Raw genomic sequence first — 23,944 nt, 5'->3', positions numbered from 1 at the left:
CCTGGGGACCACCCGCTGAGGCAATTTGTTGGGGTGGCCTTTCGAAGCCGATTCGACGTGTTTTAAATACATTTAAAATTCACGATATGGAGTTGACTCAGCTTAACCAAGACCACTCAGCTCTGGATGATCCTTCTGGCCGAAAGCCGCCCCTGACCAAAGGCCGCCTTGAGCCAGTAGGGGGCACTGGGCAGGCAGGGCTCGGCCGCCGATCGCCGCAACTGCGCCATTGGGCAGATCCGCCAGCGCAGCGCCATAACCTGTGCCAACGTCAACTGACCGGCCAGGACCGCCGCAGGCCAGGGCCCTTTTCCAAACACCCGCGCTATACCTACCGACAGGGGCCTCCCCAATGTCTGATGCCGAACGCGCCGCAACCGCTGTGGACCTGACCAAACCCAGCAAGGCTTATCAACGCCTGGACGACTATTCGCACCTCTATGAGCGAGGTATAACCCATTGGGACGACGATTATCCGTCCTACACCGTGGACGAGGCGGCTGCTGAGATCACCCGATATGGCTACAGCATCGCCGATACGAACGATAACGGTACGGTGGCGCTGACGTACAGTTTTACTCAGGAACAGCCCGACAACTATGACACCAGCCTGGGGGACTTCAGCGCCTTCTCAGAGCGTCAGGAAGCGCAAGCTCGCCTCGCCATGCGTTCATGGGCAGACGTTACAAACCTGACCTTCAAGGAAGCGCCCAACGGGGGCGAAGCCCACCTCTCGCTTGCCAACTACTCGGCGTCCAACGGTGCGACCGCCTTTGCCTATTACCCTACCGGCGATGAGCATGATGGCGAATCCTGGTATCACGTGAGCGCGAGCGACCAGGACAATGCCCAGGCCGCGCTCAACAGTTATGGGCGGCAAGTACTGGTGCACGAACTTGGCCACAACCTGGGCCTTGCTCACCCGGTCAATTACGACCCCGAACTCGGTTTCGCCGAGGAGTACGAGGAGGACTCCACCGGCTACACCGTAATGAGCTACTGGTCTGAAGCCGAGACGGGGCAGAACTTCAAAGGTGCCTACGCCTCAGCGCCGCTATTGGATGACATTGCCTCGGTGCAGTTGCTGTACGGCGCCAACCTGGATACCCGCAGCGGCGGCACGGTGTATGGTTTTCATTCCAACAGCAACCGGGAAGAAATGATCGCAACCTCGGCGGCCAGCAAGGTCGTTTTTTCGGTGTGGGACGGCGGTGGCGTAGATACGCTGGATTTTTCCGGTTACCACACCAACCAACGGATCGACCTTCATCCCACCGGTTTCTCCGACGTGGGCGGGCTGATGGGTAACGTGTCCATCGCGCAGGGTGTGAACATCGAGAAAGCCTTCAGCGGCTCGGGCAACGACTACCTGATCGGCAACGGAAGCGCGAACGAGCTCAAGGGCAATGCCGGTAATGACCTTCTGGCGGGAGAGCAGGGGGCGGACAAGCTCTGGGGTGGCGCTGGCGCTGATACCTTTGTGTACTTCACCGAGGCAGACTCCACCAAGGCCGCCCCCGACCGGCTGATGGATTTTGTGAGCGGCCAGGACCGTATCGACCTTTCCGGGCTGCCTGTGGACGGCAGCGATACCATTCATTTTGCATCGACCCTGGACGGCACCGCCGGGGCGGCGGTACTGCGCGAAGCGGGCTATGGCAGCAGCCTTGCCATTGATTTCGATGGCGACCAGGCCGCGGACTTCTTCTTGAAGATCCTTGGCGACGCCCAGGTTGGTGACATGCTGGTGTAGCCGTTGGCGGATGAGTCGGCGAAACCGTAGCACAGCCGTGCAATCCCGGCGGCGCTCGGCCCGTTAGGCTGGGGTGAAGCTTCGTGCGAATGGTCGCGCGGCTTCAAAGGGACATAACAATGAACAGGCTACTGACCGCGCTGGCCGTTGCGACGGCTATGGTTGCTTCGCCCCTGTGCATGGCCGCCGCCCCAGCTGCCAAACCCACCATCGTGCTGGTGCATGGCGCCTTCGCCGGCTCCAGCAGCTGGAATGGCGTGATCAAGGTGCTGGAAAAGGACGGCTATACCGTCGTTGCCGCCGCCAACCCCTTGCGCAGCCTCAAAGGCGACGCCGAATCGGTCACCAACCTGCTCAAAGGCATCGACAGCCCAGTGGTGCTCGTGGGCCACTCCTACGGCGGCCCGGTTATCAGCGAAGCCGCCTATGGGCAGGCTAATGTGAAAGCGCTGGTATACGTTGCCGCCTTTGCACCGGAGGTAGGTGAAAGCGCGGTGGCGCTCAGCGGGAAATTCCCAGGCGCAACCCTCGGCCCCGCGCTGGCCAAACCCGTTGAACTGGCGGGCGGAGGCAAAGACCTGTACATCCAGCAAAGCAAGTTCCACAGCCAGTTCGCTGCCGATGTGCCCGAAGCAGATGCCCGCCTGATGGCCGCCACGCAGCGGCCCGTCACCGAGGAGGCGCTCAACGAAGCCGCCACCGAACCCGCCTGGAAAACCCTCCCGTCGTGGTGGATCTACGGTGACAAAGACAAGAATATCCCGCCCCAGGCCATGCAGTTCATGGCCGAGCGGGCGCATTCCAAACAGACGGTAGTCGTCAAAGGCGCCTCGCACGTGGTAATGGTCTCCAACCCTGACGCGGTCGCCAAGCTGATCGAAGCGGCGGCTAAGGCGAGCTGAGGCAGCCGGCGTATCGGGCTACAGGTTTGGATCAATCCCAAACCTTGGCCCGTTGCAGGCTAATCACGCCAAGCGGCTCACCTTCAATGCAAATGTGTCCTATACCTCTTGGGACGAACGATCGTGAGCGTTTGGTCAAACAGTGAAAGGGCGCCCGCCCAGCGGACGCTTCAACAGCAGTAGGTATCTCGCCAGTAGCCCCACGTCGTCGCCATGAGCACTCATACAACCCTGAGGAGGGTTTGATCATGATGGACTGGAAACAGTACAAGGCGCAGTTGATGACGGGCATTGGCGAGCTGAAGCAGCTCTCTCCGGACTCGGTCAACGGCTATATGACGGCCAGCGGCGCGGGCGGCAAGACCAATCACCTCGACGCCAAGACCCGTCAACTCATCTCCCTGGCGGTGGCCGTAACCACTCGCTGTGACGGCTGCATTGCCGTGCACTCGGCCGAAGCGGTGAAGGAGGGTGCCACGCGGGAAGAGATTGCCGAAGCCCTGGGTGTGGCCATCGCCATGAACACCGGCGCCGCGTTGGTATATTCGGTGCGTGCGCTGGATGCGGTGGGGCAGGCGTTGCAAGAAGGCTAGGGGTTTTCTCTGCGCTTCACGGTGAGGCGCGTGCCGCACATAGCACCTACACTCAAGCACCCCAGGCCTGCACAGGTGTTGAACCATGACCGGCACCTATTCCAGAACTGCCCCCGGTAGCGCGGTGATCGACGTTGCCGGCGACGAAGAGCTCAACCAGAGTGTGGCCGTGCAGGCCGACGGCAAGCTCCTGATTGCAGGCTTCAGTTCCCACGAAGGTGATTCAGAAACCACTTACGATTACTCGGTGGTTCGCCTTAACGCCAACGGTACCCTTGATACGACCTTTGGCGATTATGGCCGGGCGCTGATCGATGCCCAGGTGTCGTTCGAAAATGAAAAATACAGCCTGGCCGTTCAGGCCGACGGCTCGATACTGGTCAGCAGCCCCTACTTCGGCGGCAAGGGCAACTATGACGTTATCCGCCTGAGTTCGCTTGGCGTTCCAGACGCCGAGTTCAACGCTAACGCCCAAGCCAGCATCCCCGACAACATTGGGCGCAGCTATGGTGCGGTGAGCGCGGCGGAGAATGGCACCGTACTGGTGACCACGGTGGATCCCGACAACCTCAATATGGTGCGGCTGAACGCGGACGGTACGCCTGACGAGAGCTTTGGTGACCATGGCTACCTGACGTTTGCCAGCCCGGTCGAGTGGGGCTCCGACGCTGTACAGGCTCAGGTGCTTGCCAATGGCCAGCTGCTGGTTGCTGGCAATCTGCTCCAGAACGAGTTCCCGTATGCGGTCATGCGGGTGAATACCGACGGCTCGCTGGACACCCGCTTCGGCCATGACGGCATGGTCAGCTTTGATTCCAGCCTGCTGAGCTACGGTGACGGCGGCATCACCGTGCAAGCCGACGGCAAGGTCGTTTTGTCCGGGAATTCGTATGAATACGATACGGCAAACATCGTGCGGCTCAATGCCGACGGCGGCTACGACACCAGCTTCGGTACAAGTGGCGTGGTATCCGTCCCCGTGCTGGGCGAGTTCGGCTCCGCACACTCAGCCACGGTGCTGGCCGACGGCAAGATCATCGTGGGTGGAGACACGGATTCAAACTACAGCGTAATCCGCTTGAACTCGGATGGCAGCCTCGATACCACCTTCGCCAGCCCGGGCGGCAAAAACCACCTTGACGGCTCGCCTGGCGATGATGACCTCGCTGGCCTCGACACCGCCGAAACCATTCAAGGCTTGGCAGGGGAAGACGTGCTGCAGGGCAACCACGGCCGTGACCTGCTCAGCGGGGGCGATGATGGCGACGTGTTCCGCTTCTTATCGGTGGGCGACAGCTACCGCACCGCGACCAAGGCTGCCAGTGACCGTGTACTGGATTTCAACCCGGGCGAAGACCTGATCGACCTCACAGCACTGGGCTTCACAGGTATCGGCAACGGCCATGAAGGCACGGTGGCGATCAAGGTGAACGCCGTCGGCACCTACACCTACCTCAAGAACTACGACGCCGACGGCAACGGGCACCGCTTCGAGGTTGCCATGGCGGGCGACATCGCCCACGACCTGAGCGATCGCAACTTTGCCTTCGCCGCCTCCGCTGCCGCGGCGAGCATTACGCCCGATGCGCACGCTGCCTCTATGCCTGAGGTGACCGTGGTCGGGGTCGAAGCCCTCGAACATGCCGTAGCCGGATAACCTCCGGCACGCTTGCCTACTCCTTCTTCAAATGCGAAACCGCCCACGCTGGTCCGTCGGTTGCCCATTGACATTTAACCGGTAAGTATCACGTCGCGTTGAAAGGTTGTAGCTCACGGGCTACAATTTGGGTGCGGTAACGGGATTTTGATGCTTGGGGGCTACAATGACTACTCTGTATGACGTGGCCGTAATGCTTAAAGAGGCTCGTGCAACGGCGCATTTGAGCCAGGATGCCCTGGCCAGCCGAGCAGGGGTATCACGCACTACGGTAGCTCGCATGGAAACCTTGGCCAAGGGGGATATGAGCGTTTCTGTACTTGTCCGCCTGCTGGAAGCCGCTGGCTACGACCTGAAGCTGGTAAAGACAGGCCATGAGCGAACGGTTGAAGACATTCTGGCGGAACAGCGCTCTGGGGCTTTGGAATGATTTTGGATGTGCAGGTCAGCGGCAGAACCGTCGCCAAGCTCTATCGAGAGCGCGATGAATACGTCCTGAAATACCTTCCTGGCACGGGCGTGAAGCGCTGAACAATGATCCCGGCCCAGCGCTAGATCCCCTCACCCCTTCTTCAAATCCGCAGCCGCCCATTCCGTATACACACAAGCATCACCCGCCGCCCAGCGCACGCGAACGGCTTCGCCCGGGGTGAGCGCCATGCCGCTGGCGGACAGTGCCTTCACCGTAAGGGCGGTGCCGCCGGCGGTGACGGCCGAGCAGGTCTGGCTTTCGCCCAGGAACAGCACCTCGCTTACTGTAGCGGCCACTTCATTCCAGCCCGGGGGCAGGGGCGTGGCGGCGGCTGCGGCCTGGCTGAGGGCGAGGGCTTTCTCGGGGCGGACCATCAGCAATAGCGGTTGCTGGCTGCTGGTTTGAGCCTGTGGCCGAATGCTCACAGCCTGGCCTTCGAACACCGCGCCCGCGTTGCCCGTGGCTGTTGCCTGGAGGAAGTTGGAGTTGCCCAGGAACGAGGCCACGAACGCATTGGGCGGGTTCTGGTACAGCTCTACGCCGCTGCCCAGGCCCACCACCTTGCCATGGCTGAAAATTGCGATGCGCTGGGACAGCCGCATGGCTTCTTCCTGGTCGTGGGTCACGTACACGATGGTGATGCCCAGGCGCCGGTGCAAGTGGCGCAGTTCGTCTTGCAGGTCTTCGCGCAGCTTTTTGTCCAGCGCGCCCAGCGGTTCGTCCATCAGCAGGATGCGTGGCTCGTATACCAGCGCGCGGGCAATGGCCACGCGTTGCTGCTGCCCGCCAGACAATTGCGCCGGGCGGCGATGGGCGAAGGCTTCGAGCTGCACCAGCTTGAGCATGGCGTTCACACGCTTGTCGCGCTCGGCGGCGGGCAGCTTGCGGATGGCCAAAGGGAAGGCAATGTTGTCGCGCACTGACATGTGCGGGAACAACGAATAGCGCTGGAACACCATGCCGATATCCCGCTTGTGCGGCGGCACGTTCACCAGCGAGCGGCCGGCCACTTCGATCTCACCCGAGCTGGGCGTTTCGAAGCCCGCGAGCATGGACAACGTGGTGCTTTTGCCAGAACCGCTGGACCCCAGGAAGGTCAGGAACTCGCCGTCCTGGATCTCCAGCGACAGGTTGTCCACGGCGGTAAAATCGCCATAGTGCTTGTTCAACTGGCGCAGGCTGACCAGCGTGGTGTGCGGCGTTGGCTTGAGGATGGCGTTCATTGCAGCTCCAGAGCGCGGGCGTCGTTGCGGCGGCGCAGGCCGGTGGCGATAAGCATGACCAGTACCGACAGGGCGATCAGCAAGGTCGAAGCGACGGCGATCACCGGGGTCAGGTCCTGGCGAAGGGTGGTCCACATTTTTACAGGCAACGTTTGCAGGGTAGGGCTGGCCATCATCACGCTGAGCACCACCTCATCCCAGGACACCAGGAACGCGAACAGCCCCCCGGAGACCAACCCCGGCCGAATGCCGGGGAACGTTACCCGCAGGATCGCCTGTATCCGCGAGGCGCCGCAGATCACCGCGGCGTCCTCGATGGAACGGTCGAACAGTTTGAGCGAGTTGATGATGGAGATGATGGTGAACGGCAGCGCCACGATCACATGGCTCACCACAAAGGAGAACAGCGTGCCGGTGAGCCCCAGCTTGAGAAACAGCGCGTACACGGCCACGGCGATGATCACCAGCGGCACGATCATCGGCAAGGTGAACAGCGCATACAGCAGCTCACGCCCCACGAAGCGGCCACGCACCAGGGCAAAGGCCGTCGGCACCCCCAGCGCGACCGCGAATACGGTGGTCAGCAAGGCCACCTTGAGGCTCGACCAGGCCGCAGCCATCCACTCGGCGTTGGCGAAGAACTGCGCATACCATTTCACCGTCCAGCCCGGTGGCGGAAACACCAGCCATTGGGACGAGCCGAACGACAACAACACGATGAACACCACCGGCAACAGCAGAAACAGCGCAATCACCCCGGTGGACAGATAAAGGCCCCAGCGCAGGCGCGGGCCCATGGCGTTGGCAGTGAGCAACATGTGCATTACCTCCCGTTGGCAGCGCCCACCGGAGACTCCGGCTGCAGCTTGAGATAGACGTAAAACAGCACCAGCGTGATCAGCACCAGCAAGGCCGCGGCAGCGCTGGCCAGGCCCCAGTTGAGGAAGGACTGCACCTGTTGCACGATGAACTCCGGCAGCATCATGTTCTGCGCGCCACCCAGCAGGGCAGGGGTCACGTAGTACCCCAGCGACATCACGAACACCATGAGGGCGCCCGAGAACAACCCGGGGCGGCACAGTGGCAGGAACACTCGCACGAAGTTGGTCCAGGGGGTGGCGCCACAGATCGCGCCGGCCTGTATCACCATGGGGTCGATGGCCTGCATGGTGGCCTGCAGCGGCAGCACGATGAACGGGATCATGATGTAGGTCATGCCGATCACCACGCCGGTGAGGTTGTGCACCATCTCCAAGGGCTGGTCGATGATGCCCAGAGCCATCAGCGCCTTGTTGATGACACCGGAGGCCTGCAGCAGCACCAGCCAGGCATAGGTACGTGCCAGCAGGCTGGTCCACATCGACAGCAGCACCACGTTCAACAGCCAGCGGCCCCAACCGCGCGGTACCAGGGTGATTACCCAGGCGAGCGGGAAGCCCAGCAGCAAGCTGAACACGGTCACCAGCCCGGCCACGGAGAAGGTGTTGAGCAACACCCTCGCGTAAGCGGAGTTGGCGAACAGTTGTTCGTAATTGCCCAGCCCCGGGGTGGGCTCCAGCACCCCGCGCAGCAGCAGGCCAATCAACGGCGCGAAAAAGAACAGCCCGAGGAAAACCAGTGCCGGCAGCAGGTTCCCACTGCCGCGCCAGGGCCGTTCACCGTTGCCGGCTACAGGCCGTGCAGGGGTTGCGGCGCCAGGGAGCGGCAACGGGGCAGCGGTGTGCAGCTTCACTTGACCAGCCATTCGTTCCACCGTGTGGCAATAGCCGGGCCGTTCTTGGCCCAGTATGCGTAGTCGAGGGTGATCTGGTCCTTGGCGTAGGCGGTGGGCAGGTTAGGCGCCAGGGCCGAATCCAGGCGAGGGATGCTGTCGTTGTTCACAGGCGCATAGGCGGTGAGGTTGGAGAAATCCGCCTGGCCCTTGGCACTGCTGGCCGCCGCGAGGAAGCGCATGGCGGCGGCCTTGTTTTTCGAGCCTTTGGGAATGACCAGGAAGTCGGCCATTACCAGGTTCTGCTTCCAGCTCACCCCCACCGGTGCGCCATCCTGCTGGAGGGCGTAGATCCGCCCGTTCCAGAACTGCCCGAGCGTGGCTTCACCCGAGGCCAGCAGCTGCTGGGACTGGGCGCCGCCGCCCCACCACACGATGTTGGGCTTGATGGTATCCAGCTTCTTGAAGGCGCGGTCCAGGTCCAGTGGGTACAACTTGTCCGCTGCTACGCCGTCAGCCAGCAAAGCCAGTTCCAGTACACCCGGGCTTGGCCACTTGTACAGGGCGCGCTTGCCGGGGTATTTGGCCGTGTCGAACAGGGCCGCCCAGGATTGCGGCGGCGTGCTGCCTACCTTGCCTTCGTTGTAGCCCAGTACGAAAGAAAAGTAGAACGAGCCCACGCCGTTATCGGACACGAATCGCGGGTCCAGCGTGTCGCGCTTGATCACCGAGAAATCCAGCGGCTCCAGCAGCCCTTCTGCGGCGGCACGGAGCGCGAAGTCAGCTTCCACATCCACGACGTCCCATTGCACGTTGCCGCTTTCAACCATGGCCTTGAGTTTGCCGTAGTCGGTCGGCCCGTCCATCACCACGTTCACACCGCTGGCCTTGCTGAACGGGGAAGCCCAGGCATCGCGCTGGGCGTCCTGGGTGGAACCGCCCCAGCTGACGAAACTCATGGTTTCGTCCGCGTTGCAGGCGCCGCCGCCAATTGTCAGCAACCCGGCAACGCATGCCGCGACCGCCTGTTTTCTAAACACCATGATTACGCCCTCGCTTTCTTGTGGTTATGCGGGCTGTATGGCACCCGCGTTTGTTCGGGAGCAGTGGTTCAGTGAACGTGAAGCGTGGCCGAATCAGGGATCTGCGTAATTGTGGATACAGCTGCGCGGATCAGTTTTGGCCTTGGAATATCATATTATGGTATTCCAAGAATTGCGCAAGAGCTTCCCGTCGTTACAGGGGCTTTACGGCTGTCAGGCGGGCTCGAAAGGTAGGTTTTCCACCACTTCAAGGTCATAGCCGGCCAAGCCGTTGTACTTGATGGGCGGGCCCAGGTGGCGAATCTTGCCTACGCCCAGGTCCTGCAAAATCTGGGCGCCGGTGCCGGTTTCCGAATAGGTACGCGTGGCGCCCGGGGCAAAGCGCTTGGGCGCCTGGGTCAGCTGTGGTACCCGTTCGAGCAGCGCCTGGGAGGATTCGTGGTGGGCGAGGATCACCACCACCCCATGGCCCGCTTCGGTCACCTTTTGCAGCGCCGCCCAGAGGGTCCAGTTGGCCGGGCCCGTGTATTCGGCGCCCACCAGGTCACGCAGCGGGTCAATCGCATGCACGCGCACCAGCGTGGGTTGGTTGCGCATCGGTTGGCCCATCACCATGGCCATGTGCACGCCGCCGGTAATGCGATCTTCGTAGGTGAGCAGGCGGAAGGTGCCGTGCACGGTGGGCAGTTCACGTTCGCCGATGCGCCTTACCGTGTGCTCAGTGCTCAGGCGGTAATGGATCAGGTCGGCGATGGTGCCGATACGAATGCCATGCCGCTGCGCAAAGGCTTCCAGGTCGGGCCGGCGGGCCATGCTGCCGTCATCGTTCATCACTTCCACGATCACCGACGCCGGCGTGAAGCCCGCCAGGCGCGCCAGGTCGCAGCCCGCTTCGGTATGGCCGGCGCGGGTGAGCACGCCGCCGTCGCGTGCTCGCACCGGGAAGATATGCCCCGGCTGCACGATGTCTTCGGCGCGGGACTCCGGGTGTACTGCAACGGCGACCGTGCGAGCGCGGTCTGCGGCGGAGATGCCGGTGGACACACCCGTGGCCGCTTCGATGGCCACGGTGAACGCGGTGCTGAAACCGCTGCCGTTAGTAGGCACCATCTGTTCAAGCCCAAGGCGCTGACAGTGCTCGTCGGTCAAGGTAAGGCAAATAAGCCCTCGCGCCTCGCGGGCCATGAAGTTGATTGCCGCCGCATTGCAGCAATCCGCCGCCAGCAGCAGGTCGCCTTCGTTCTCGCGGTCTTCGTCATCGACCATCAACACCATCTTGCCTTGACGGTAGTCTTCCAGGATTGCTTCTATGCTGTCGAACGGCATGGCACTCTCGATACGCGCAGTGATATAAGTTGGTATACCATATTACACATTAACCGAGATGAGGAGCACCGCATGAAAGGCTATTGGATCGCCCACGTGGACGTGACCGACCCGGAGCAATACACCCAATACACGAGCCGCGCGCCAGAGGCATTCGCGCGTTACGGCGGCCGTTTCCTGGCCCGCGGCGGGCGCTGTGAAGCCATGGAGAACGGCCCGGCGGCGCCCCGCAACGTGGTGATCGAGTTCGATTCCTACGAACAGGCGGTGGCTTGCTACAACTCGCCGGAGTACCAGGCGGCCGCGGCGCATCGGGAAGGGGCGGGAGTCGCCAGGATCGTTATTGTGGAGGGCGTGTAAGCGGCGGGTGATGGTTGAGAGGGCGGAGCCCGGGAACACCAGGATTCACCGCACGAAATGAACCTGCCCGTCTTCGTCATTGCCCATGTACAGCCCATACACCCCGGCCGCGCGTTCGTGGATGTAACGCTCGAGGATCTGCCGGATGGCCGGGTAGTAGATGTTGTCCCAGGGAATGTCATCCGGCAGGAACAGGCGCCGGTCCAGGGATTCGCTGCCCCAGGTGTCTTCCATGCTCACCAGCGCCGCGCGGAACACGATGTACACCTCGCTGATGCGCGGCACGCTGAAGATGGAGTAGGGCGCGACGATGCGGGCCTGTACCCCGGTTTCCTCCCACACTTCCCGCAGCGCGGCCTGCTCCGTGGTTTCGCCGGCTTCCATGAAGCCTGCCGGGAGGGTCCAGGTCCCAGGCCGCGGCGCGATCGCGCGCTGGCTCAGCAGGTAGCGGCCTTCGTGTTCCACAATGCAGCCGGCGATGATCTTCGGGTTTACGTAGTGAACGAAGCCGCAGGTGGCACATAACAGCCGTGAGTGCGTGTCCCCGGGTGGGCAGCCGTGTTGCAGGTCGGCCCCGCCGCATTGCGAGCAATAGCGGGGCGCGGGCATGTCAGCGGCCTACCGCAGGCTGAGGTACAGCCAAGGGTTCGATCATGTCAGGCAGCTTGGTGTCGCTTTCCTGCTTGCGCCGCAGATAGTCGAGCGCAACCCGTGCAGCGGCGTGGACATGATCCACAGACGCTTCGAAGGCGGCCTTCGGGTCGCCGCTTTTGATCGCTTCCACCATTTTTTCCATTTCATGGTTACTGGCGCCGCGTCGGTTTTCCTGGGACACCGAGGTCGCGCGCAAGTAGCTGATGCGGGCCTGGAGCTGGCGCAGTTGGGTGGCCGCTACCTGGTTGCCACAGCCCTCCATCAGCACCTCATAAAAGCCCTGAACGGAGTCCAGAACCTGCGGCAGGTCACCTTCCTCCAGCGCCTGGCGGTTCACGGCAAGGGCTTTTTCCAGTGCGCGGATGTTCTTGGCCTTGGCGCGCAGGGTGAACAGCTGCACGATCAGGCCCTCCAGCGCGGCGCGCAGCTCGTAAATGTTGCAGGCGTCCTCCAGCGTGATGATCGCCACGCGAGGGCCCTTGGCGTCGGCAAACTCCACCAGGCCTTCGGATTCCAGGTGGCGCAGCGCTTCGCGCACAGACGTGCGGCTCACGCCCAGGCGATCGCACAGGTCCCGCTCCACGAGGCGGTCGCCCGGCAGAAGCTGGAAATTCATGATGGCGCTGCGAAGTTTGTCGAGCACGATCTCGCGCAGTGTCACGGGATTGCGATTGACCTTGAAGCTGTCGTCGAGTGGCGTGCGTTTCATAAGTGCTCTTGAACTCAGGTAAAGCGGAGAGTGCGTATCTTTTCATTGGCACGCCGGAACCTCAAGGCTAGGCAGGCTATTCCCCGGCCGCAAGCCCACCCATCAGCGTATAGCGCACCTCCAGGTAGTCCTCCAGGCCGTAGCGCGAGCCTTCGCGCCCCAGCCCCGACGCCTTGATCCCGCCGAAAGGCGCTACTTCCGTGGAAATCAAACCTTCATTGATGCCCACCATGCCGTATTCCAGGGCTTCGCTCATACGAAACGCACGGCCCAGGTCTCGGGTATAGCAATAGGCAGCAAGGCCCGAGTCGGTGTCGTTGGCCAAGGCGATCGCTTCTTGCTCGTCAGTGAAGCGAAACACCGCGGCCAACGGGCCGAAGGTTTCTTCGCGGGCTACCCGCATGGCCGGGGTGACCTCACTGAGCAGGGTGGGCTGGAAAAACCCGTGGCCCAGCGCGTGGCGTTCCCCGCCGCACAGCAGGCGTGCCCCGTGTTCCAGCGCATCGGCGATGTGCTGCTCGGTTTTCACCACCGCCGCCTGGTTGATCAGCGGCCCTTGGGTAACCCCAGGCTGCGTACCTTCGCCTACTACCAGCTCGCCCATGCGTTCGGCCAGCCGCGCCACAAACTGGTCGTGAATCCCAGCCTGCACCAGGAAGCGGTTCACGCACACGCAGGTTTGCCCGGCGTTGCGGAACTTCGCCAGCAGGGCGCCTTCCACGGCGGCTTCCAGGTTGGCGTCGTCGAACACGATAAAGGGCGCATTGCCGCCCAGCTCCAGCGACAGTTTTTTCAACGTGGGCGCGCACTGCGCCATCAAGTGTTTGCCCACAGCGGTGGAGCCGGTGAACGACAGCTTTCTCACTACCGGGCTGGCCGTCAATTCGGCGCCAATGGCGATGGCGTCACCGGTGATTACATTGAGTACTCCGGCAGGCAGGCCGGCTTCCTCGGCCAGCGCAACAAGTGCCAGCGCGGTGAAGGGCGTGTCCGGGGCCGGCTTGAGAATGCACGTGCAACCCGCGGCTAACGCCGGCGCCAGCTTGCGGGTCACCATGGCCGCAGGGAAATTCCACGGGGTAATGGCCGCGACCACGCCCACCGGCGCCTTGGTGACGAGGATGCGCGCGCCATCCTTGTGGCTGGGGATAATGTCGCCATACACCCGCCGCGCTTCTTCGGCGAACCACTCCACAAAGCTGGCGGCGTAGAGGATCTCACCCCGCGCCTCAGCCAACGGCTTGCCTTGCTCGGCCACAAGAATGGCCGCCAGTGCCTCGGTGTGTTCCAGCACCAGGGCGTGCCAGCGCTTGAGGAAGGCGGCGCGGTCCCCAGCCTTCAGGGCGCGCCAGGCGGGCAGGGCGCTTTCGGCGGCGCTGATCGCTTCCCGCGCCTCGGCCGCGCCGAATTCCGGCACGTGGCCCACCACCGCGCCGGTCGCCGGGTTATGTACCGCTTGGGTGCGCCCAGCCAGGGCGTCACGCCAACGGCCGGCAATGAATGCTTGCTCGCGAAAAAGGCTGATCATGCACAGCTACCTCAAGTGAGAGTTTCAGCAGAACACCGGCAGGGCGCCCAGCTTGCCGCGGTGGTAAATCATCGGCGTAACCGGGTCGGTGGGCAGGATCAGGTTCTGTACCTCGCCCACAATGATCGCGTGGTCGCCACCTTCGTATTCCCGCCACAGCGTGCACTCGATGATCGCCGTGGCGCCCTCGAGGATCGGGTTGCCCAGGGCGCTGAGGGTCCAAGGCAATTCACGGGCCTTCTCCTTGCTTTTGCTGGCAAAGGCGAACGCCTGCGCCTGTTGCTCTCCAGATAGCAGGTGGATCGCGAAATGCTTGCGTTCGAGCAGCGCCGGGTAGGTGTTGGAGCTGTAGTTAGGGCAGAACAGCACCAGGGCCGGGTCCAGCGAGAGCGCACTGAAGGCGCTGGCGGTAATGCCGACCAGGTCACCTTCGGTGTCCAGGGTGGTCACCACCGTCACGCCAGACGGAAAGGAGGCCATCACCTCTTTGTATACTTGGGCTTCGATCATTGCCGCCTTACCTCTTAACGCATCACGAATGGGTCTGGCATGGGTGCCTGAGACAGGTTGATCCACACCGTTTTTTGTTCTGTGTACGCCAGCACCGAGTCGATGCCGCTTTCCCGGCCGTAGCCACTGTTCTTGAACCCGCCGATCGGCGCCATGGCCGATACCGCGCGGTAGGTGTTCACCCAGATGATCCCGGAGCGCACATCACGGGCCAGCCGGTGAGCGCGGCCCAGGTCACGGGTCCAGATGCCGGCGGCCAGGCCGTATTCCGAATCGTTTGCCAGTTCCAGCGCCTCGGCTTCGGTGTTGAAGCGGATCACCGAGGCCACCGGGCCGAAGACTTCTTCCTGCATGATCTTCATCGAATGCCGGTCGCACTCGAACAGCGTGGGCTCGTAGTACCAGCCCTGGCTATCAACCGTGGGGCGCTTGCCGCCCATGCGCAGTACGGCGCCTTCGGCCACGGCTTCGCTCACCAGCCGCTCCACTACACCCAGCTGTTGCTCGGTGGCCATGGGGCCCATCTCCGTAGCCTCTTCGCGAGGGGCACCGATCTTGATGCGGCGGGCACGCTCGATCAGGCGCTCCACGAACGTGTCGTAGATTTCGGCCTGCACCAGCAGGCGCGACCCGGCCACGCAGCTTTGCCCGGAGGCCGCATAAATCCCGGCGATCACGCCGTTGAGGGCGCTGTCCAGGTCGGCATCGGCGAAGATGATGTTGGGCGATTTGCCGCCCAACTCCAGCGACAGCTTGGCGAAGTTTTCGGCGGTGCCGCGCACCACGTGGCGGGCGGTGGCCGCGCCGCCAGTGAACGCCACCTTGCGCACCAGCGGGTGACGCACCAACGCCGCGCCGGTGCTGGGGCCATAACCGGTGACCACGTTGACCACCCCTGGTGGTATGCCGGCTTCCAATGCCAGCCTGGCCAGCTCGATCAGCGTTGCCGAGGCATGTTCGGAGGGTTTGAGCACGATGGTGTTGCCCGCCGCGAGGGCTGGCGCCAGCTTGATGGCCGTGAGGTACAGTGGGCTGTTCCAGGGGATGATCCCGGCCACTACGCCCAGGGGCTCGTGCACGGTGTAGGCGAAGAGGTCGGGCTTGTCGAGGGGGAGGGTGCCGCCTTCGAGCTTGTCGGCCAGGCCCGCCGTGTAGTGGAAAAATTCCGGAAGATAGCCCACCTGGCCGCGGGTTTCGCGGATCAGCTTGCCGTTGTCGCGGCTTTCCAGCTGGGCGAGTTGCTCTTTGTTCTCGGCGATCAGGTCACCCAGGCGGCGCAACAGCTTGCCCCGCGCCGTGGCGGTAAGGCCACGCCAGGCCGGGCTGTCGAATGCCGCCTGCGCGGCCTTCACGGCCACATCCACATCGGCTTCGTCGGCGTCGGGCAGCTCGGCCCAGGCCTGCCCGGTGGAGGGGTCCAGGCTCTGGAAGGTGCGGCCTGAACGGGCATCCTGCCAGGTGCCGGCGATGCACATCTGAAAACGAACCAGGCTCATGCGACATTCCCCTCAGCCTGCACTGGCAGGCATTTGACGTTGGCCAGGAAACCGACCAGCAGCTGATTGACCAGCCGCGGCGATTCCACCGGCATCATGTGGCGTTGTTCAGCCAGGATGGCAACCTGGGCACCCGGGATGCGCGCGGCCAGTTGGCGCGCCATCTCCGGCGTGGAACCGGCATCCAGCTCGCCGGTGGCCACCAGCACAGGCACGTTCAGCCCCGGCAGGTCGTCGGCCCGGTACATGTCCTGGGTGGCGAACAAGCTGTAAGTGGTCAGGTAGCCGTGCGGGTCGTTGCTGGCCAGGGTGCGGCGGATGTTGTCCACCTGTGCATGGCTGGCAGCGAGGTACTCGCGGCTGAACCACCGTGCCAGCGCCGCTTCGGCATTGGCGTTGGGCCCGAATTCCGCCGCCTGGCGGGTACGTTCCACCACGCCGGCGCGTTGCTCCGGCGTGCGGGCGAACACGCTGTTGAGGATCACCAGCGAGGCCAGTCGCTCGCGGTAGTGCATGGCAAACGCCCGCGCCACCAGCCCCCCCATGGAAAACCCCACCACATGCACCCGCGCCAGGCCCAGATGTTCGACCAGCTCGAGCAGTTGCCCGGCGTACCCTTCCAGCCCTGTATCGGCATGGGGCATGGCGCTTTCGCCGTGGCCCAGCATGTCATACGTAATTACCTGGTACTGCTCCGCCAGGCTCACCACCTGGCCACCCCACATGTCCTTGTTCAGGCCCACGCCGTGGATGAGCACCACGGGTTCGCCTTCGCCGGTCACCTGGTAAGCAGTGCCCGCCGCGGTCCATTCAGTGGCCCGGGCGTTCATCACTGCTGCGCCTTTTCCGCGGCCAGCTCTTCGAGATCCATGTAGCGGTTGCCGATGCGCGGGTGCAGGCGGCCGCCGTCTGCCGCGCCCAGTACCACTACGATCTCGTCGGCGCGTGGCGCGTCCTCGATTTTCATTTCCAGGGTGATGTAGTGCGAGCGCAGGCCTTCATCGTCCTTGTGCATCATCGGGATCTGGATGGACGTACCCGGGCCGCCACGCTTGTTGGTGAAGCTCAGGTAACTCTTGGCTTGTACCGCTTCGCGGTAATGGTTGCCGAAGCGCAGGGTGTGAATCACCGCCGAGGCATGCTCGATCTCGCCGTCGGCACCCACCACCGCCGCCTTGCCGTAGGCCTCGATGCGGCCTGCGCCGCCAATGGCGCTGGTGAGTTGCTCCACCATCAAAGCGCCCAGTTCCGAGCAGTTGGCCTTGATCAGCGGTTTGAGGTCTTCAACGAACGGGCCCACCCAGGGGTTTTTGATGACCACGGCCAGCCCCACCATGGTGACGGGCTTTTCGCTGGCCTTGCCGCCTTCGATGAAGGTTTGCTCGGTGTACGTGACGATCTTGCGGATTTCAAAGCCCACGGCGGTTCCCCTTGTTCTGGATAACGGTACGAGGTTGGTCTCTCGTATTACGGTATACCAGATACTAACCGAAACTCCGGCGTGTGCAAGGCTTTTCCCGCAAGGCCGCTAGCGGCCCCTCTTCACGCGGGCTTTTTGAGGCCTGGGAGGTTCCATCCGTAGCGTAGCGATAGCATCCGCACCAGTGTGCAGAGGGCGATGGCAAGCCAAGGGGCCAATTGCGGGCCGATCCATCCCAGCTCGCCCATTACCTGTATGGCGGCACCGAGCAGGGCGGCAAGGGCATAGATTTCTTTGGTCAATACCACCGGCACGCGGCTCAGCATCACGTCGCGAATGGCGCCACCGCCCACGGCTGACATCACCCCCAGCAGGATCGCCAGTTGGGTATCCGGGATGTAGGTATAGGCCTTGTGCGCGCCGAACGCGGCGAAGAACCCCAGCCCCACCGCATCGAAAAACAGCGTGGGCTGGGTGAGTTTGAGCAGCACCTGTTGGAAGCAACCGGCGAGGGTCACCGCCAGGGCCACCGCTACGGCATATTCGATATTGACCAGGCCGGCGGGCGGCACTGCGCCAATGCACAGGTCACGTACCACGCCGCCGCCGCAGGCGGTCACGAACGCAATGACGAACACACCGAAGAGGTCCAGCTGGCGATTGATGGCGGCCAGGGCGCCGCTGAGGGCGAAGACGAACGTCCCCATCAGGTCGATGTAGGAGAAAACGTGGAAACCCATGGGCATACCTTTGCAAACGGCTATAGGGGGCAGGGCGACTATGCCTGAGCTCGGAACGCCTTGCTCAAGGTTATGTCGGCCTTTGGGCCCCCGCCGTTTGCAAGCCCTGGTTCAAGCCCCGACGCGCGTCAGGGCCTGCTTGTACATCCGCGTGCGGCGATGGTTCGCGCCGTAGCCGTTGGCAGCTGCGACGGTACCTGCCTGGATGTGGTCCAGGTATTTGAACAGGCGCCCGGGCGGCACTTTGGCGATGCCATACCCGAGTGTTTCCATGCGATCTTGCAGGGTATAACCGGGCACGCGGTCATCCATGCAGAAGTGCAGGCCATGCTGTTTCATAGCCTTGCTGTTCCACAGGGTACAAAAGCTCTTCAAGTGCTGTTCTTTCCAGGGTTTCGGCACACGCCCTGGCACACCCAGGCGGCCCAACAGGCGCCGGTAATAGTGCTTGCAGAACCGCGAACCGTGCCGCCATACCGTACGCGGCAATCCTCGGTTCAGTTGCTCTACACAACCCACTGCCGCCACATTGGAACGGCCGTTACACTTATCGAGGAGCCACTGGAACACCCTGCGGTCATGGATGAACGTGTCGGTGTGCATCAGCAGCAGGTAATCGCTCCGCGTTTGCTCAAGCACCAGGTCCAGCGCCCGGCCATGGGCGATATGCCCGGCTTCGCCGGCCGGTTGGGAGCGTTCGATCAGGTTTATCCAGCTCAGGCTGCGCAGGTAGGTGGTGCTGGCATCCTGTGAGTCATTGTCCACCACCCATACAGGAATGTTCGCGTCGCCGATCTGCTGCTTGAGCAACTCCAGGCATGCCCGCGTCATCTCATACGTCTTGTAGTTCACCAGCGCGATACTGAAGGTAGGTGCGCGGGCGGGCTGTCGATCTGCTGTACTCATCGGAAGGCTCAAATACAAAGGGCAAACACGGGGCGAAGCGCAGCGCGGCCTGGTCGATTGCCGGAAGACTATGAAAGGTTGGAACGCGCGTTCCGCTTTTGTCCGAGTTGTTTCAATTGGCACGCGAATGTATCAATGCGCTTAAAGTTGCTCGCAGGGAGCTGTATTACTTGGGGAGGCGATAATAAAGAGGTGGTGTGAAAAATATGTCATGTGGATGTCGCGGTATTATCGACAAACACATGGCGTTACAGAATAAGAGTTTTTCTTAAATATGGTCCTGGGTTTTACATCTCCCTGGCAAGTTCTTCTAACGGATGTCCTTCTACATCGCTCGCTATCGCTTCCTTCACGATGATACTGGGCCCGCCTCTGTAGCAGCGTGGCTTGCCCGCGACAAAACCATCGCCGAAACAGCGGCCCTGTCGTGCCGGTCGCCGCCAAGGCGCGCTGCTACTGTGGCTTATCGCTCTCGAGCGTCACCCACCTCCAACGACTGTATAAACAACGAAAACAGCTCAGGCTGCGCCGAGATGTCGAGCTTGGCGTACAGGTGCCGACGGTGGACCTTCACCGTTTCCGGGGAAATGCCCAGCCGTTCGGCCATGGCCTTGGAGGAGTAGCCGCGCAATATCAGCCGTGCCACTTCCAGCTCCCGTTCCGATAACACTCGCGCCCCGAAGCGGTCGAGGGCGTCACCGACGAAGGTGCGGCTGTCCTCCTTCGCGGTGACCGTTGCAGCCGACCCCGGCCGGGCCTGGGCCCAGTGTTGCTTGAGCAGTGCCAGCACCCAGGGGGCGCAGAGGGTAAGCATGCCCAGGTACTGCGCGCCGAAGCGCTCGTGCATGCCCAGTGACAGTGAGAGGGTGCCTTCGCCTGGCAGCTGCAGCAGGTATTGCACCTCGTCCTCCAGCACATGGTGGTGGAAATAGTTGAGGTAATAGTCCGTCTGGTGAAAGTGATCCGGGGCTACTTCCTCCAGGCGATAGAACCCGCTGGCGATGCCCTCACGGGAGGCCTGGTAGAACGGGTCGAGAAGGTACAGGCCGTCCAGGTATTGCAGGCTGGACGCGGGGCCAGGCGTAGGGGCGGCGTCGTATTCTTCAAGGGCGACCGGGGCGCCAGCCTCGGGGTAAAACACGCCCAGGGCATTATCGAACGGTACCCAATGCCGAAGCAGCAGCACCAGCTGGCGCCAGAACCGCGGCCCGCCGGCGTGTTCGATGGCCCGCGCCAGGGCCGTGTGCATGGCGGATTGTTCGAACAGGCTGTTCACGGGCTTACCTCGAGCGCTTGGGGTGCCCAGTACGGCCTTTACGGCTGAAGGTTGTCAATGGGGGTACCCCCATAGGGGAATTGTGTCCTCAAGTTTCACTGCCTAGAGTGCGTTGCATCTAGTGCTCCAGCCGAGAGCGCCCTCTCTTCAAGCCTTCGTTTACTGCCTCAACTTCGAACAACAACCCGAGGTTAACGATATGACGGCTCCTGTTCCGCAAGCGTCCGCGCTCAAGCCCAGCTTGAGTGTCGCCGACGTGGTGGCGATCACGGTTTCTTCTGTAACGCCCGCCAGCTCCGTGTTCGTGATCGCACCGTTCGCTATCCAGCAGGCAGGTACCGGCGTGATCTGGGCCTTTGCCCTGGGCGGCGTATTGGCGCTGATGTTCGCGTATTGCTATGCCGAACTGGGGCGGGCCCACAGAACTGCTGGCGGTGAGTACGTGTTCGCCAAGCGGGTATTCGGCGGCATGGCCGGGTATGCCACCTTCCTGACAGTGCTTGCGATGTTGCTGTTCATCCCGCCGGTGCTGGCAACCGGCGCGGCGACCTACCTTAACGCCGCACTGGGTACGCACTTCGACAGCCAGGCTGTGGCGCTGGTGATCGTGGTGCTCAGTTACGCGATTGGCATCCTCAACATCAAGCTCAACGCCTGGGTAACCGGCCTTTGTCTGTTCCTCGAGGTGGCCGCGCTGATGGTGATCGTGGTGCTGGGTTTCGGCCATGCCCAGCAGCCGGTCAGTACGCTACTGCATCCGCAGGTGGTGAACGCCGGGGTACTGAGCGCCGCGCCCTTTGCGTTGGTAATCGGCGCCATCGGCACTGCGCTGTTCTCCTATAACGGTTTCGGTGGCGCTGTGCTGCTGGCCGAAGACATGCACGACGGCGGCCATGGCGTACCCCGGGCAGTGTTGTGGTCGCTGGTGCTGGTGGTCGCGATCGAGATCATTCCGCTCGCCGCGCTGCTGCTGGGCGCGCCTTCGCTGACCGAGATGCTCGCCAGTACAGACCCCATCGGCTACCTCCTCACAGCCCATGGCAACGCAACACTGTCACGCCTGGTGAGCGCGGGTATCTTCCTGTCGGTGTTCAATGCCATCGTGGCGATCGTGATCCAGAGCGGGCGGGTGATCTACAGCAGCGGGCGCGATGAAGTGTGGATGCCCAGGCTCAACCGGGCCTTCACGCGCATTCACGCCAAGTGGCAATCGCCTTGGCTGGCCACGCTGTTCTTGGCGATACCTTCGGCGGTATTGACCTTCAGCTCCAACCTGGCCGAGCTCACGTCATTCACTGTGCTGTTGATCCTGCTGGTGTACCTCACCGTAGCCCTGAGCGCGCTGTTCAGCCGGGTACTGCGGCGTGACCGGGCGCACCCTTACCGCATGCCGCTGTGGCCAGTGCCAGCCTTGCTGGCAACCATAGGCGCGGGCTACCTGCTGGTGACCTTGCTGGCGCAGGCCTCCAACCGCGACATCATGATTATCCTGGGCCTGCTGAGCGTGTCGGTGATCCTCTACGGCACCTACGGCAAGCTGAGCCCGGGCTTCCAGAAACTTTGATCGAGGAGCTACAATGCGCGCGCGTCAACTGGGTATTAATTTGGGGCTGGGCACTCCCGGCCCGTTCAATGCCATTACCGATGTGCCTGGTGTGCGCGTGGGGCACGCCACCTTGAACGCGCAGCGGGGCGGCAAATGGGTGCGCACCGGCGTAACGGTGGTGGAACCTCGGGAAGGCGCCGCACGGGAGCAGCCCTGTTTTGCCGGCTGCCATGTGCTGAACGGCAACGGCGACGCCACAGGCCTTGAGTGGATTCGGGAAGCCGGGCTGCTCACTACACCTATCGCTACCACTAATACCCACAGCGTGGGCGTGGTACGCGATGCGCTGATTGCCCATGAGCGTCATTCCCTGGCAAGTACCGCGACCTACTGGTGCATGCCGGTGGTGATGGAAACCTACGATGGCGTGCTCAACGACATCTGGGGCCAACATGTCACCTCACAGGAAGTGAGCGACGCGCTCGCTGCGGCCGAAACCGGGCCGGTGCAGGAAGGCCCGGTGGGCGGCGGCACTGGCATGATCTGCCACGAATTCAAAGGCGGCATCGGTACCGCCTCTCGCGTACTGGGGGCGGAGCAGGGCGGCTGGACAGTGGGTGCGCTGGTACAGGCCAATCATGGTCAGCGCCGTGACCTGCGGGTGGACGGTTACCCGGTGGGCCGCTACCTCGCGCACGTGCCATCGCCATTCGCCGAGCAAGGCACGCCGGGTATGGGCTCGATTGTGGTGATCCTCGCCACGAACGCACCCTTGCTGCCCCATCAATGCCAGCGCCTGGCGCAGCGTGCGTCCATCGGCATCGCCCGTACCGGCGGCGGCACCGACGATTCCAGCGGCGATATCTTCCTGGCCTTCGCCACCGGCAATCGGAACCTCCTGCCCGCCGATTACGATCGCAAAGGCGGGGCGTTCAGCCAAGGCGTGAGCATGGTGAACAACGACCACATCTCGCCCTTGTTTGCCGCCGCCGCCGAAGCGGTGGAGGAAGCGATCATCAATGCATTGCTGGCCGGTACGGCCATGGTGGCCGATGACAACAGGCAGGTGGAACCGTTGAGCGACGCGCTGTTGACCACTGCGCTGGCAGAAACCGGCTGGCGCCCGGCTGCGCTGTAGCGTGAGCTCAGCCGCCCCACGCTCGGATGGCCTGGAGTCGAATGTTCAGCGCGTCGGTATCCTCGCTGGGCAGGTCGGCCTTTTCAATGAGCTCGGCGATCTGGTCCAGCTTCCTCAGCCTCTTGCTTCCGTCAACGATGGTGGCCGCTTCGTCGAGCCGACCTTCGTACCTGGCTCGGTGCCCAAAGGTTTCCAACAACTCGGTAACGGTGAGGCGGGTGCCTTCCTTTTCGGGATCAAGGGGCGCCCCGGCGGGGTATTCGTCGTTGTTCACCTGATTGTAGGTGCCCATGTGGAACACATGTGGCCGGGCCCCTCGCTTGGGTTCGACCGTGCGTTCCATGCCCTCACAGCGATTACCCTGCTGCAGGGTGACACGAACTGCCCACATGCTCTGATCCGCGCTGTTTATCTGCTCCAGGTAAAAGGCGGCGCTGAACGGGCTATCCAAGCGTATGCCGCTGAAAATGGTTTCCTTGGGCGGTGAGCTTGTAGAGTCATCGGTGCGCAAGCCGCCCTTGAACACAGCGGTCTTCCCATCCAATGTACTGATGAACCCCTTGAAGGTAGGGTCGTTGCCGTCATGGCAATGCGCCTGGATCAGGACGAACTCACCTTTCCAGTTCACCTGTTCCACGCGAGTGGTGATACGCGCGTAAGCGTATCTTTTCTCCTCGAGCGTGAATGGCTTGCCCTTGAGTTCACACCGGGTGCGCTTGACGCTTTCGGTAGTGGCGCCGGAGGTCGGGGCCCACAGGGACACTTCGTCCTGCCTGCACTGTACGTATTCGGGCACCAAACCTACGTCCGTCCCGGGCACTGTCCAGGCGGTGCCTTTTTCGGGGTGCGGCTTGGGGGTGGTGATGTCGTAGGGAGTGAGGTCGATCCTGGGCATGAGCGGTTCCTCGGCAGGGCGGCGGTGGGGTGCACGGGCAGCCTTGACATTGGGCGAGCCCGCGCGGTTTAGGCTCCCGCCAAAGG

24 protein-coding genes are annotated in these 23,944 nt (G+C 62.7%); 8 read left to right on the top strand and 16 right to left on the bottom strand.

The window, feature by feature from the left end; translation table 11 throughout:
- The first annotated feature begins 352 nt into the window (after positions 1–352).
- From G7016_RS07485 to G7016_RS07465, 5 genes are all read left to right on the top strand, one after another.
- Positions 353–1,753 carry a serralysin family metalloprotease gene (locus G7016_RS07485; protein WP_181112348.1) on the top strand — a complete coding sequence of 467 codons (1,401 nt, stop codon included), beginning with the start codon at positions 353–355 and terminating at the stop codon, positions 1,751–1,753.
- Positions 1,754–1,872: 119 nt separating this feature from the next.
- Positions 1,873–2,655: an alpha/beta fold hydrolase gene (locus G7016_RS07480; protein WP_181112346.1), complete on the top strand. Its 783-nt coding sequence runs from the start codon at positions 1,873–1,875 to the stop codon at positions 2,653–2,655.
- A gap of 242 nt (positions 2,656–2,897) precedes the next feature.
- Positions 2,898–3,248: a carboxymuconolactone decarboxylase family protein gene (locus tag G7016_RS07475; RefSeq protein ID WP_181112344.1), complete on the top strand. Its 351-nt coding sequence runs from the start codon at positions 2,898–2,900 to the stop codon at positions 3,246–3,248.
- Between the two features lie 85 nt (positions 3,249–3,333).
- Positions 3,334–4,905, top strand: coding sequence for a calcium-binding protein (locus G7016_RS07470; RefSeq protein ID WP_181112342.1), 1,572 nt, complete (start codon positions 3,334–3,336; stop codon positions 4,903–4,905).
- Positions 4,906–5,071: 166 nt separating this feature from the next.
- Complete coding sequence (locus G7016_RS07465; RefSeq protein ID WP_181112340.1) at positions 5,072–5,335, top strand: helix-turn-helix transcriptional regulator; 264 nt, start codon at positions 5,072–5,074, stop codon at positions 5,333–5,335.
- Positions 5,336–5,466: 131 nt separating this feature from the next.
- Here G7016_RS07465 and G7016_RS07460 read toward each other — a convergent pair whose 3' ends face one another.
- From G7016_RS07460 to ribBA, 5 genes are all read right to left on the bottom strand, one after another.
- Positions 5,467–6,600, bottom strand: a complete 1,134-nt coding sequence (locus tag G7016_RS07460) for an ABC transporter ATP-binding protein (RefSeq protein ID WP_181112338.1) — start codon at positions 6,598–6,600, stop codon at positions 5,467–5,469.
- Entirely contained in the window at positions 6,597–7,418 is an 822-nt protein-coding gene (locus tag G7016_RS07455) for an ABC transporter permease (RefSeq protein WP_181112336.1), read from the bottom strand. Before G7016_RS07455 ends, G7016_RS07460 begins: the two co-directional genes overlap by 4 nt.
- 5 nt (positions 7,419–7,423) lie before the next feature.
- The gene (locus tag G7016_RS07450; protein WP_181112334.1) at positions 7,424–8,344 is read right to left on the bottom strand and encodes an ABC transporter permease; all 921 of its coding nucleotides are present in this window, start codon (positions 8,342–8,344) and stop codon (positions 7,424–7,426) included.
- Complete coding sequence (locus G7016_RS07445) at positions 8,329–9,354, bottom strand: ABC transporter substrate-binding protein (RefSeq protein ID WP_181112332.1); 1,026 nt, start codon at positions 9,352–9,354, stop codon at positions 8,329–8,331. The genes G7016_RS07450 and G7016_RS07445 overlap by 16 nt, the downstream gene beginning before the upstream one ends.
- 213 nt (positions 9,355–9,567) lie before the next feature.
- Positions 9,568–10,680 carry a bifunctional 3,4-dihydroxy-2-butanone-4-phosphate synthase/GTP cyclohydrolase II gene (ribBA, locus tag G7016_RS07440; RefSeq protein WP_181112330.1) on the bottom strand — a complete coding sequence of 371 codons (1,113 nt, stop codon included), beginning with the start codon at positions 10,678–10,680 and terminating at the stop codon, positions 9,568–9,570.
- 72 nt (positions 10,681–10,752) lie between these two features.
- Between ribBA and G7016_RS07435 the strand changes: the two genes are divergently transcribed.
- The gene (locus tag G7016_RS07435) at positions 10,753–11,040 is read left to right on the top strand and encodes a DUF1330 domain-containing protein (RefSeq protein WP_181112328.1); all 288 of its coding nucleotides are present in this window, start codon (positions 10,753–10,755) and stop codon (positions 11,038–11,040) included.
- Between the two features lie 45 nt (positions 11,041–11,085).
- Here G7016_RS07435 and G7016_RS07430 read toward each other — a convergent pair whose 3' ends face one another.
- The 10 genes from G7016_RS07430 to G7016_RS07385 all read right to left on the bottom strand — a co-directional run bounded on the left by G7016_RS07430 (position 11,086) and on the right by G7016_RS07385 (position 20,279).
- Complete coding sequence (locus G7016_RS07430; RefSeq protein WP_181112326.1) at positions 11,086–11,649, bottom strand: NUDIX hydrolase; 564 nt, start codon at positions 11,647–11,649, stop codon at positions 11,086–11,088.
- Between the two features lies 1 nt (position 11,650).
- Positions 11,651–12,403 carry a GntR family transcriptional regulator gene (locus G7016_RS07425; protein WP_181112324.1) on the bottom strand — a complete coding sequence of 251 codons (753 nt, stop codon included), beginning with the start codon at positions 12,401–12,403 and terminating at the stop codon, positions 11,651–11,653.
- A gap of 76 nt (positions 12,404–12,479) precedes the next feature.
- On the bottom strand, positions 12,480–13,931 hold the full coding sequence (locus G7016_RS07420) for an NAD-dependent succinate-semialdehyde dehydrogenase (RefSeq protein ID WP_181112322.1): 1,452 nt from the start codon (positions 13,929–13,931) through the stop codon (positions 12,480–12,482).
- 24 nt (positions 13,932–13,955) lie between these two features.
- Positions 13,956–14,441: a flavin reductase family protein gene (locus G7016_RS07415; protein ID WP_181112320.1), complete on the bottom strand. Its 486-nt coding sequence runs from the start codon at positions 14,439–14,441 to the stop codon at positions 13,956–13,958.
- 14 nt (positions 14,442–14,455) lie between these two features.
- Entirely contained in the window at positions 14,456–15,937 is a 1,482-nt protein-coding gene (locus G7016_RS07410) for an aldehyde dehydrogenase (protein WP_181112318.1), read from the bottom strand.
- Positions 15,934–16,767 (bottom strand): alpha/beta fold hydrolase, encoded by an 834-nt coding sequence (locus tag G7016_RS07405; RefSeq protein WP_181112316.1) that lies wholly within the window; start codon positions 16,765–16,767, stop codon positions 15,934–15,936. Before G7016_RS07405 ends, G7016_RS07410 begins: the two co-directional genes overlap by 4 nt.
- Positions 16,767–17,357, bottom strand: a complete 591-nt coding sequence (locus tag G7016_RS07400) for an amino acid synthesis family protein (protein WP_181112314.1) — start codon at positions 17,355–17,357, stop codon at positions 16,767–16,769. Before G7016_RS07400 ends, G7016_RS07405 begins: the two co-directional genes overlap by 1 nt.
- 122 nt (positions 17,358–17,479) lie before the next feature.
- Positions 17,480–18,097, bottom strand: a complete 618-nt coding sequence (locus tag G7016_RS07395) for a trimeric intracellular cation channel family protein (RefSeq protein ID WP_181112312.1) — start codon at positions 18,095–18,097, stop codon at positions 17,480–17,482.
- Between the two features lie 111 nt (positions 18,098–18,208).
- Positions 18,209–19,003, bottom strand: coding sequence for a glycosyltransferase family 2 protein (locus G7016_RS07390; RefSeq protein ID WP_181112310.1), 795 nt, complete (start codon positions 19,001–19,003; stop codon positions 18,209–18,211).
- A gap of 463 nt (positions 19,004–19,466) precedes the next feature.
- The gene (locus G7016_RS07385; RefSeq protein ID WP_181112308.1) at positions 19,467–20,279 is read right to left on the bottom strand and encodes a helix-turn-helix transcriptional regulator; all 813 of its coding nucleotides are present in this window, start codon (positions 20,277–20,279) and stop codon (positions 19,467–19,469) included.
- Positions 20,280–20,478: 199 nt separating this feature from the next.
- Here G7016_RS07385 and G7016_RS07380 point away from each other — a divergent pair, with 199 nt between their 5' ends.
- Together G7016_RS07380 and G7016_RS07375 are read left to right on the top strand one after the other, a co-directional pair.
- Positions 20,479–21,843, top strand: a complete 1,365-nt coding sequence (locus tag G7016_RS07380; protein ID WP_181112306.1) for an APC family permease — start codon at positions 20,479–20,481, stop codon at positions 21,841–21,843.
- A gap of 13 nt (positions 21,844–21,856) precedes the next feature.
- Entirely contained in the window at positions 21,857–22,963 is a 1,107-nt protein-coding gene (locus G7016_RS07375) for a DmpA family aminopeptidase (RefSeq protein WP_181112304.1), read from the top strand.
- 7 nt (positions 22,964–22,970) lie between these two features.
- Here the strand turns inward: G7016_RS07375 and G7016_RS07370 are convergent, their stop codons facing one another.
- Complete coding sequence (locus G7016_RS07370; protein ID WP_181112302.1) at positions 22,971–23,858, bottom strand: polysaccharide lyase family 7 protein; 888 nt, start codon at positions 23,856–23,858, stop codon at positions 22,971–22,973.
- Positions 23,859–23,944: the final 86 nt, after the last annotated feature.

This window comes from Pseudomonas japonica (genome assembly GCF_013522925.1).
In the GTDB taxonomy this organism is placed as follows: domain Bacteria; phylum Pseudomonadota; class Gammaproteobacteria; order Pseudomonadales; family Pseudomonadaceae; genus Aquipseudomonas; species Aquipseudomonas japonica_A.
Note: the sequence above shows the minus strand (reverse complement) of the source record. Positions and strands in the feature narration are given on the sequence as shown.

Excerpts from the sequence above, each read along its gene's own strand:
- G7016_RS07485 (WP_181112348.1), top strand. The coding sequence starts at position 353 with ATGTCTGATGCCGAACGCGCCGCAACCGCTGTGGACCTGACCAAACCC.
- G7016_RS07480 (WP_181112346.1), top strand. The coding sequence starts at position 1,873 with ATGAACAGGCTACTGACCGCGCTGGCCGTTGCGACGGCTATGGTTGCT.
- G7016_RS07470 (WP_181112342.1), top strand. The coding sequence starts at position 3,334 with ATGACCGGCACCTATTCCAGAACTGCCCCCGGTAGCGCGGTGATCGAC.
- G7016_RS07465 (WP_181112340.1), top strand. The coding sequence starts at position 5,072 with ATGACTACTCTGTATGACGTGGCCGTAATGCTTAAAGAGGCTCGTGCA.
- G7016_RS07460 (WP_181112338.1), bottom strand. The coding sequence starts at position 6,600 with ATGAACGCCATCCTCAAGCCAACGCCGCACACCACGCTGGTCAGCCTG.
- G7016_RS07455 (WP_181112336.1), bottom strand. The coding sequence starts at position 7,418 with ATGTTGCTCACTGCCAACGCCATGGGCCCGCGCCTGCGCTGGGGCCTT.
- G7016_RS07450 (WP_181112334.1), bottom strand. The coding sequence starts at position 8,344 with ATGGCTGGTCAAGTGAAGCTGCACACCGCTGCCCCGTTGCCGCTCCCT.
- G7016_RS07445 (WP_181112332.1), bottom strand. The coding sequence starts at position 9,354 with ATGGTGTTTAGAAAACAGGCGGTCGCGGCATGCGTTGCCGGGTTGCTG.
- ribBA (WP_181112330.1), bottom strand. The coding sequence starts at position 10,680 with ATGCCGTTCGACAGCATAGAAGCAATCCTGGAAGACTACCGTCAAGGC.
- G7016_RS07435 (WP_181112328.1), top strand. The coding sequence starts at position 10,753 with ATGAAAGGCTATTGGATCGCCCACGTGGACGTGACCGACCCGGAGCAA.
- G7016_RS07430 (WP_181112326.1), bottom strand. The coding sequence starts at position 11,649 with ATGCCCGCGCCCCGCTATTGCTCGCAATGCGGCGGGGCCGACCTGCAA.
- G7016_RS07425 (WP_181112324.1), bottom strand. The coding sequence starts at position 12,403 with ATGAAACGCACGCCACTCGACGACAGCTTCAAGGTCAATCGCAATCCC.
- G7016_RS07420 (WP_181112322.1), bottom strand. The coding sequence starts at position 13,931 with ATGATCAGCCTTTTTCGCGAGCAAGCATTCATTGCCGGCCGTTGGCGT.
- G7016_RS07415 (WP_181112320.1), bottom strand. The coding sequence starts at position 14,441 with ATGATCGAAGCCCAAGTATACAAAGAGGTGATGGCCTCCTTTCCGTCT.
- G7016_RS07410 (WP_181112318.1), bottom strand. The coding sequence starts at position 15,937 with ATGAGCCTGGTTCGTTTTCAGATGTGCATCGCCGGCACCTGGCAGGAT.
- G7016_RS07405 (WP_181112316.1), bottom strand. The coding sequence starts at position 16,767 with ATGAACGCCCGGGCCACTGAATGGACCGCGGCGGGCACTGCTTACCAG.
- G7016_RS07395 (WP_181112312.1), bottom strand. The coding sequence starts at position 18,097 with ATGGGTTTCCACGTTTTCTCCTACATCGACCTGATGGGGACGTTCGTC.
- G7016_RS07390 (WP_181112310.1), bottom strand. The coding sequence starts at position 19,003 with ATGAGTACAGCAGATCGACAGCCCGCCCGCGCACCTACCTTCAGTATC.
- G7016_RS07380 (WP_181112306.1), top strand. The coding sequence starts at position 20,479 with ATGACGGCTCCTGTTCCGCAAGCGTCCGCGCTCAAGCCCAGCTTGAGT.
- G7016_RS07375 (WP_181112304.1), top strand. The coding sequence starts at position 21,857 with ATGCGCGCGCGTCAACTGGGTATTAATTTGGGGCTGGGCACTCCCGGC.
- G7016_RS07370 (WP_181112302.1), bottom strand. The coding sequence starts at position 23,858 with ATGCCCAGGATCGACCTCACTCCCTACGACATCACCACCCCCAAGCCG.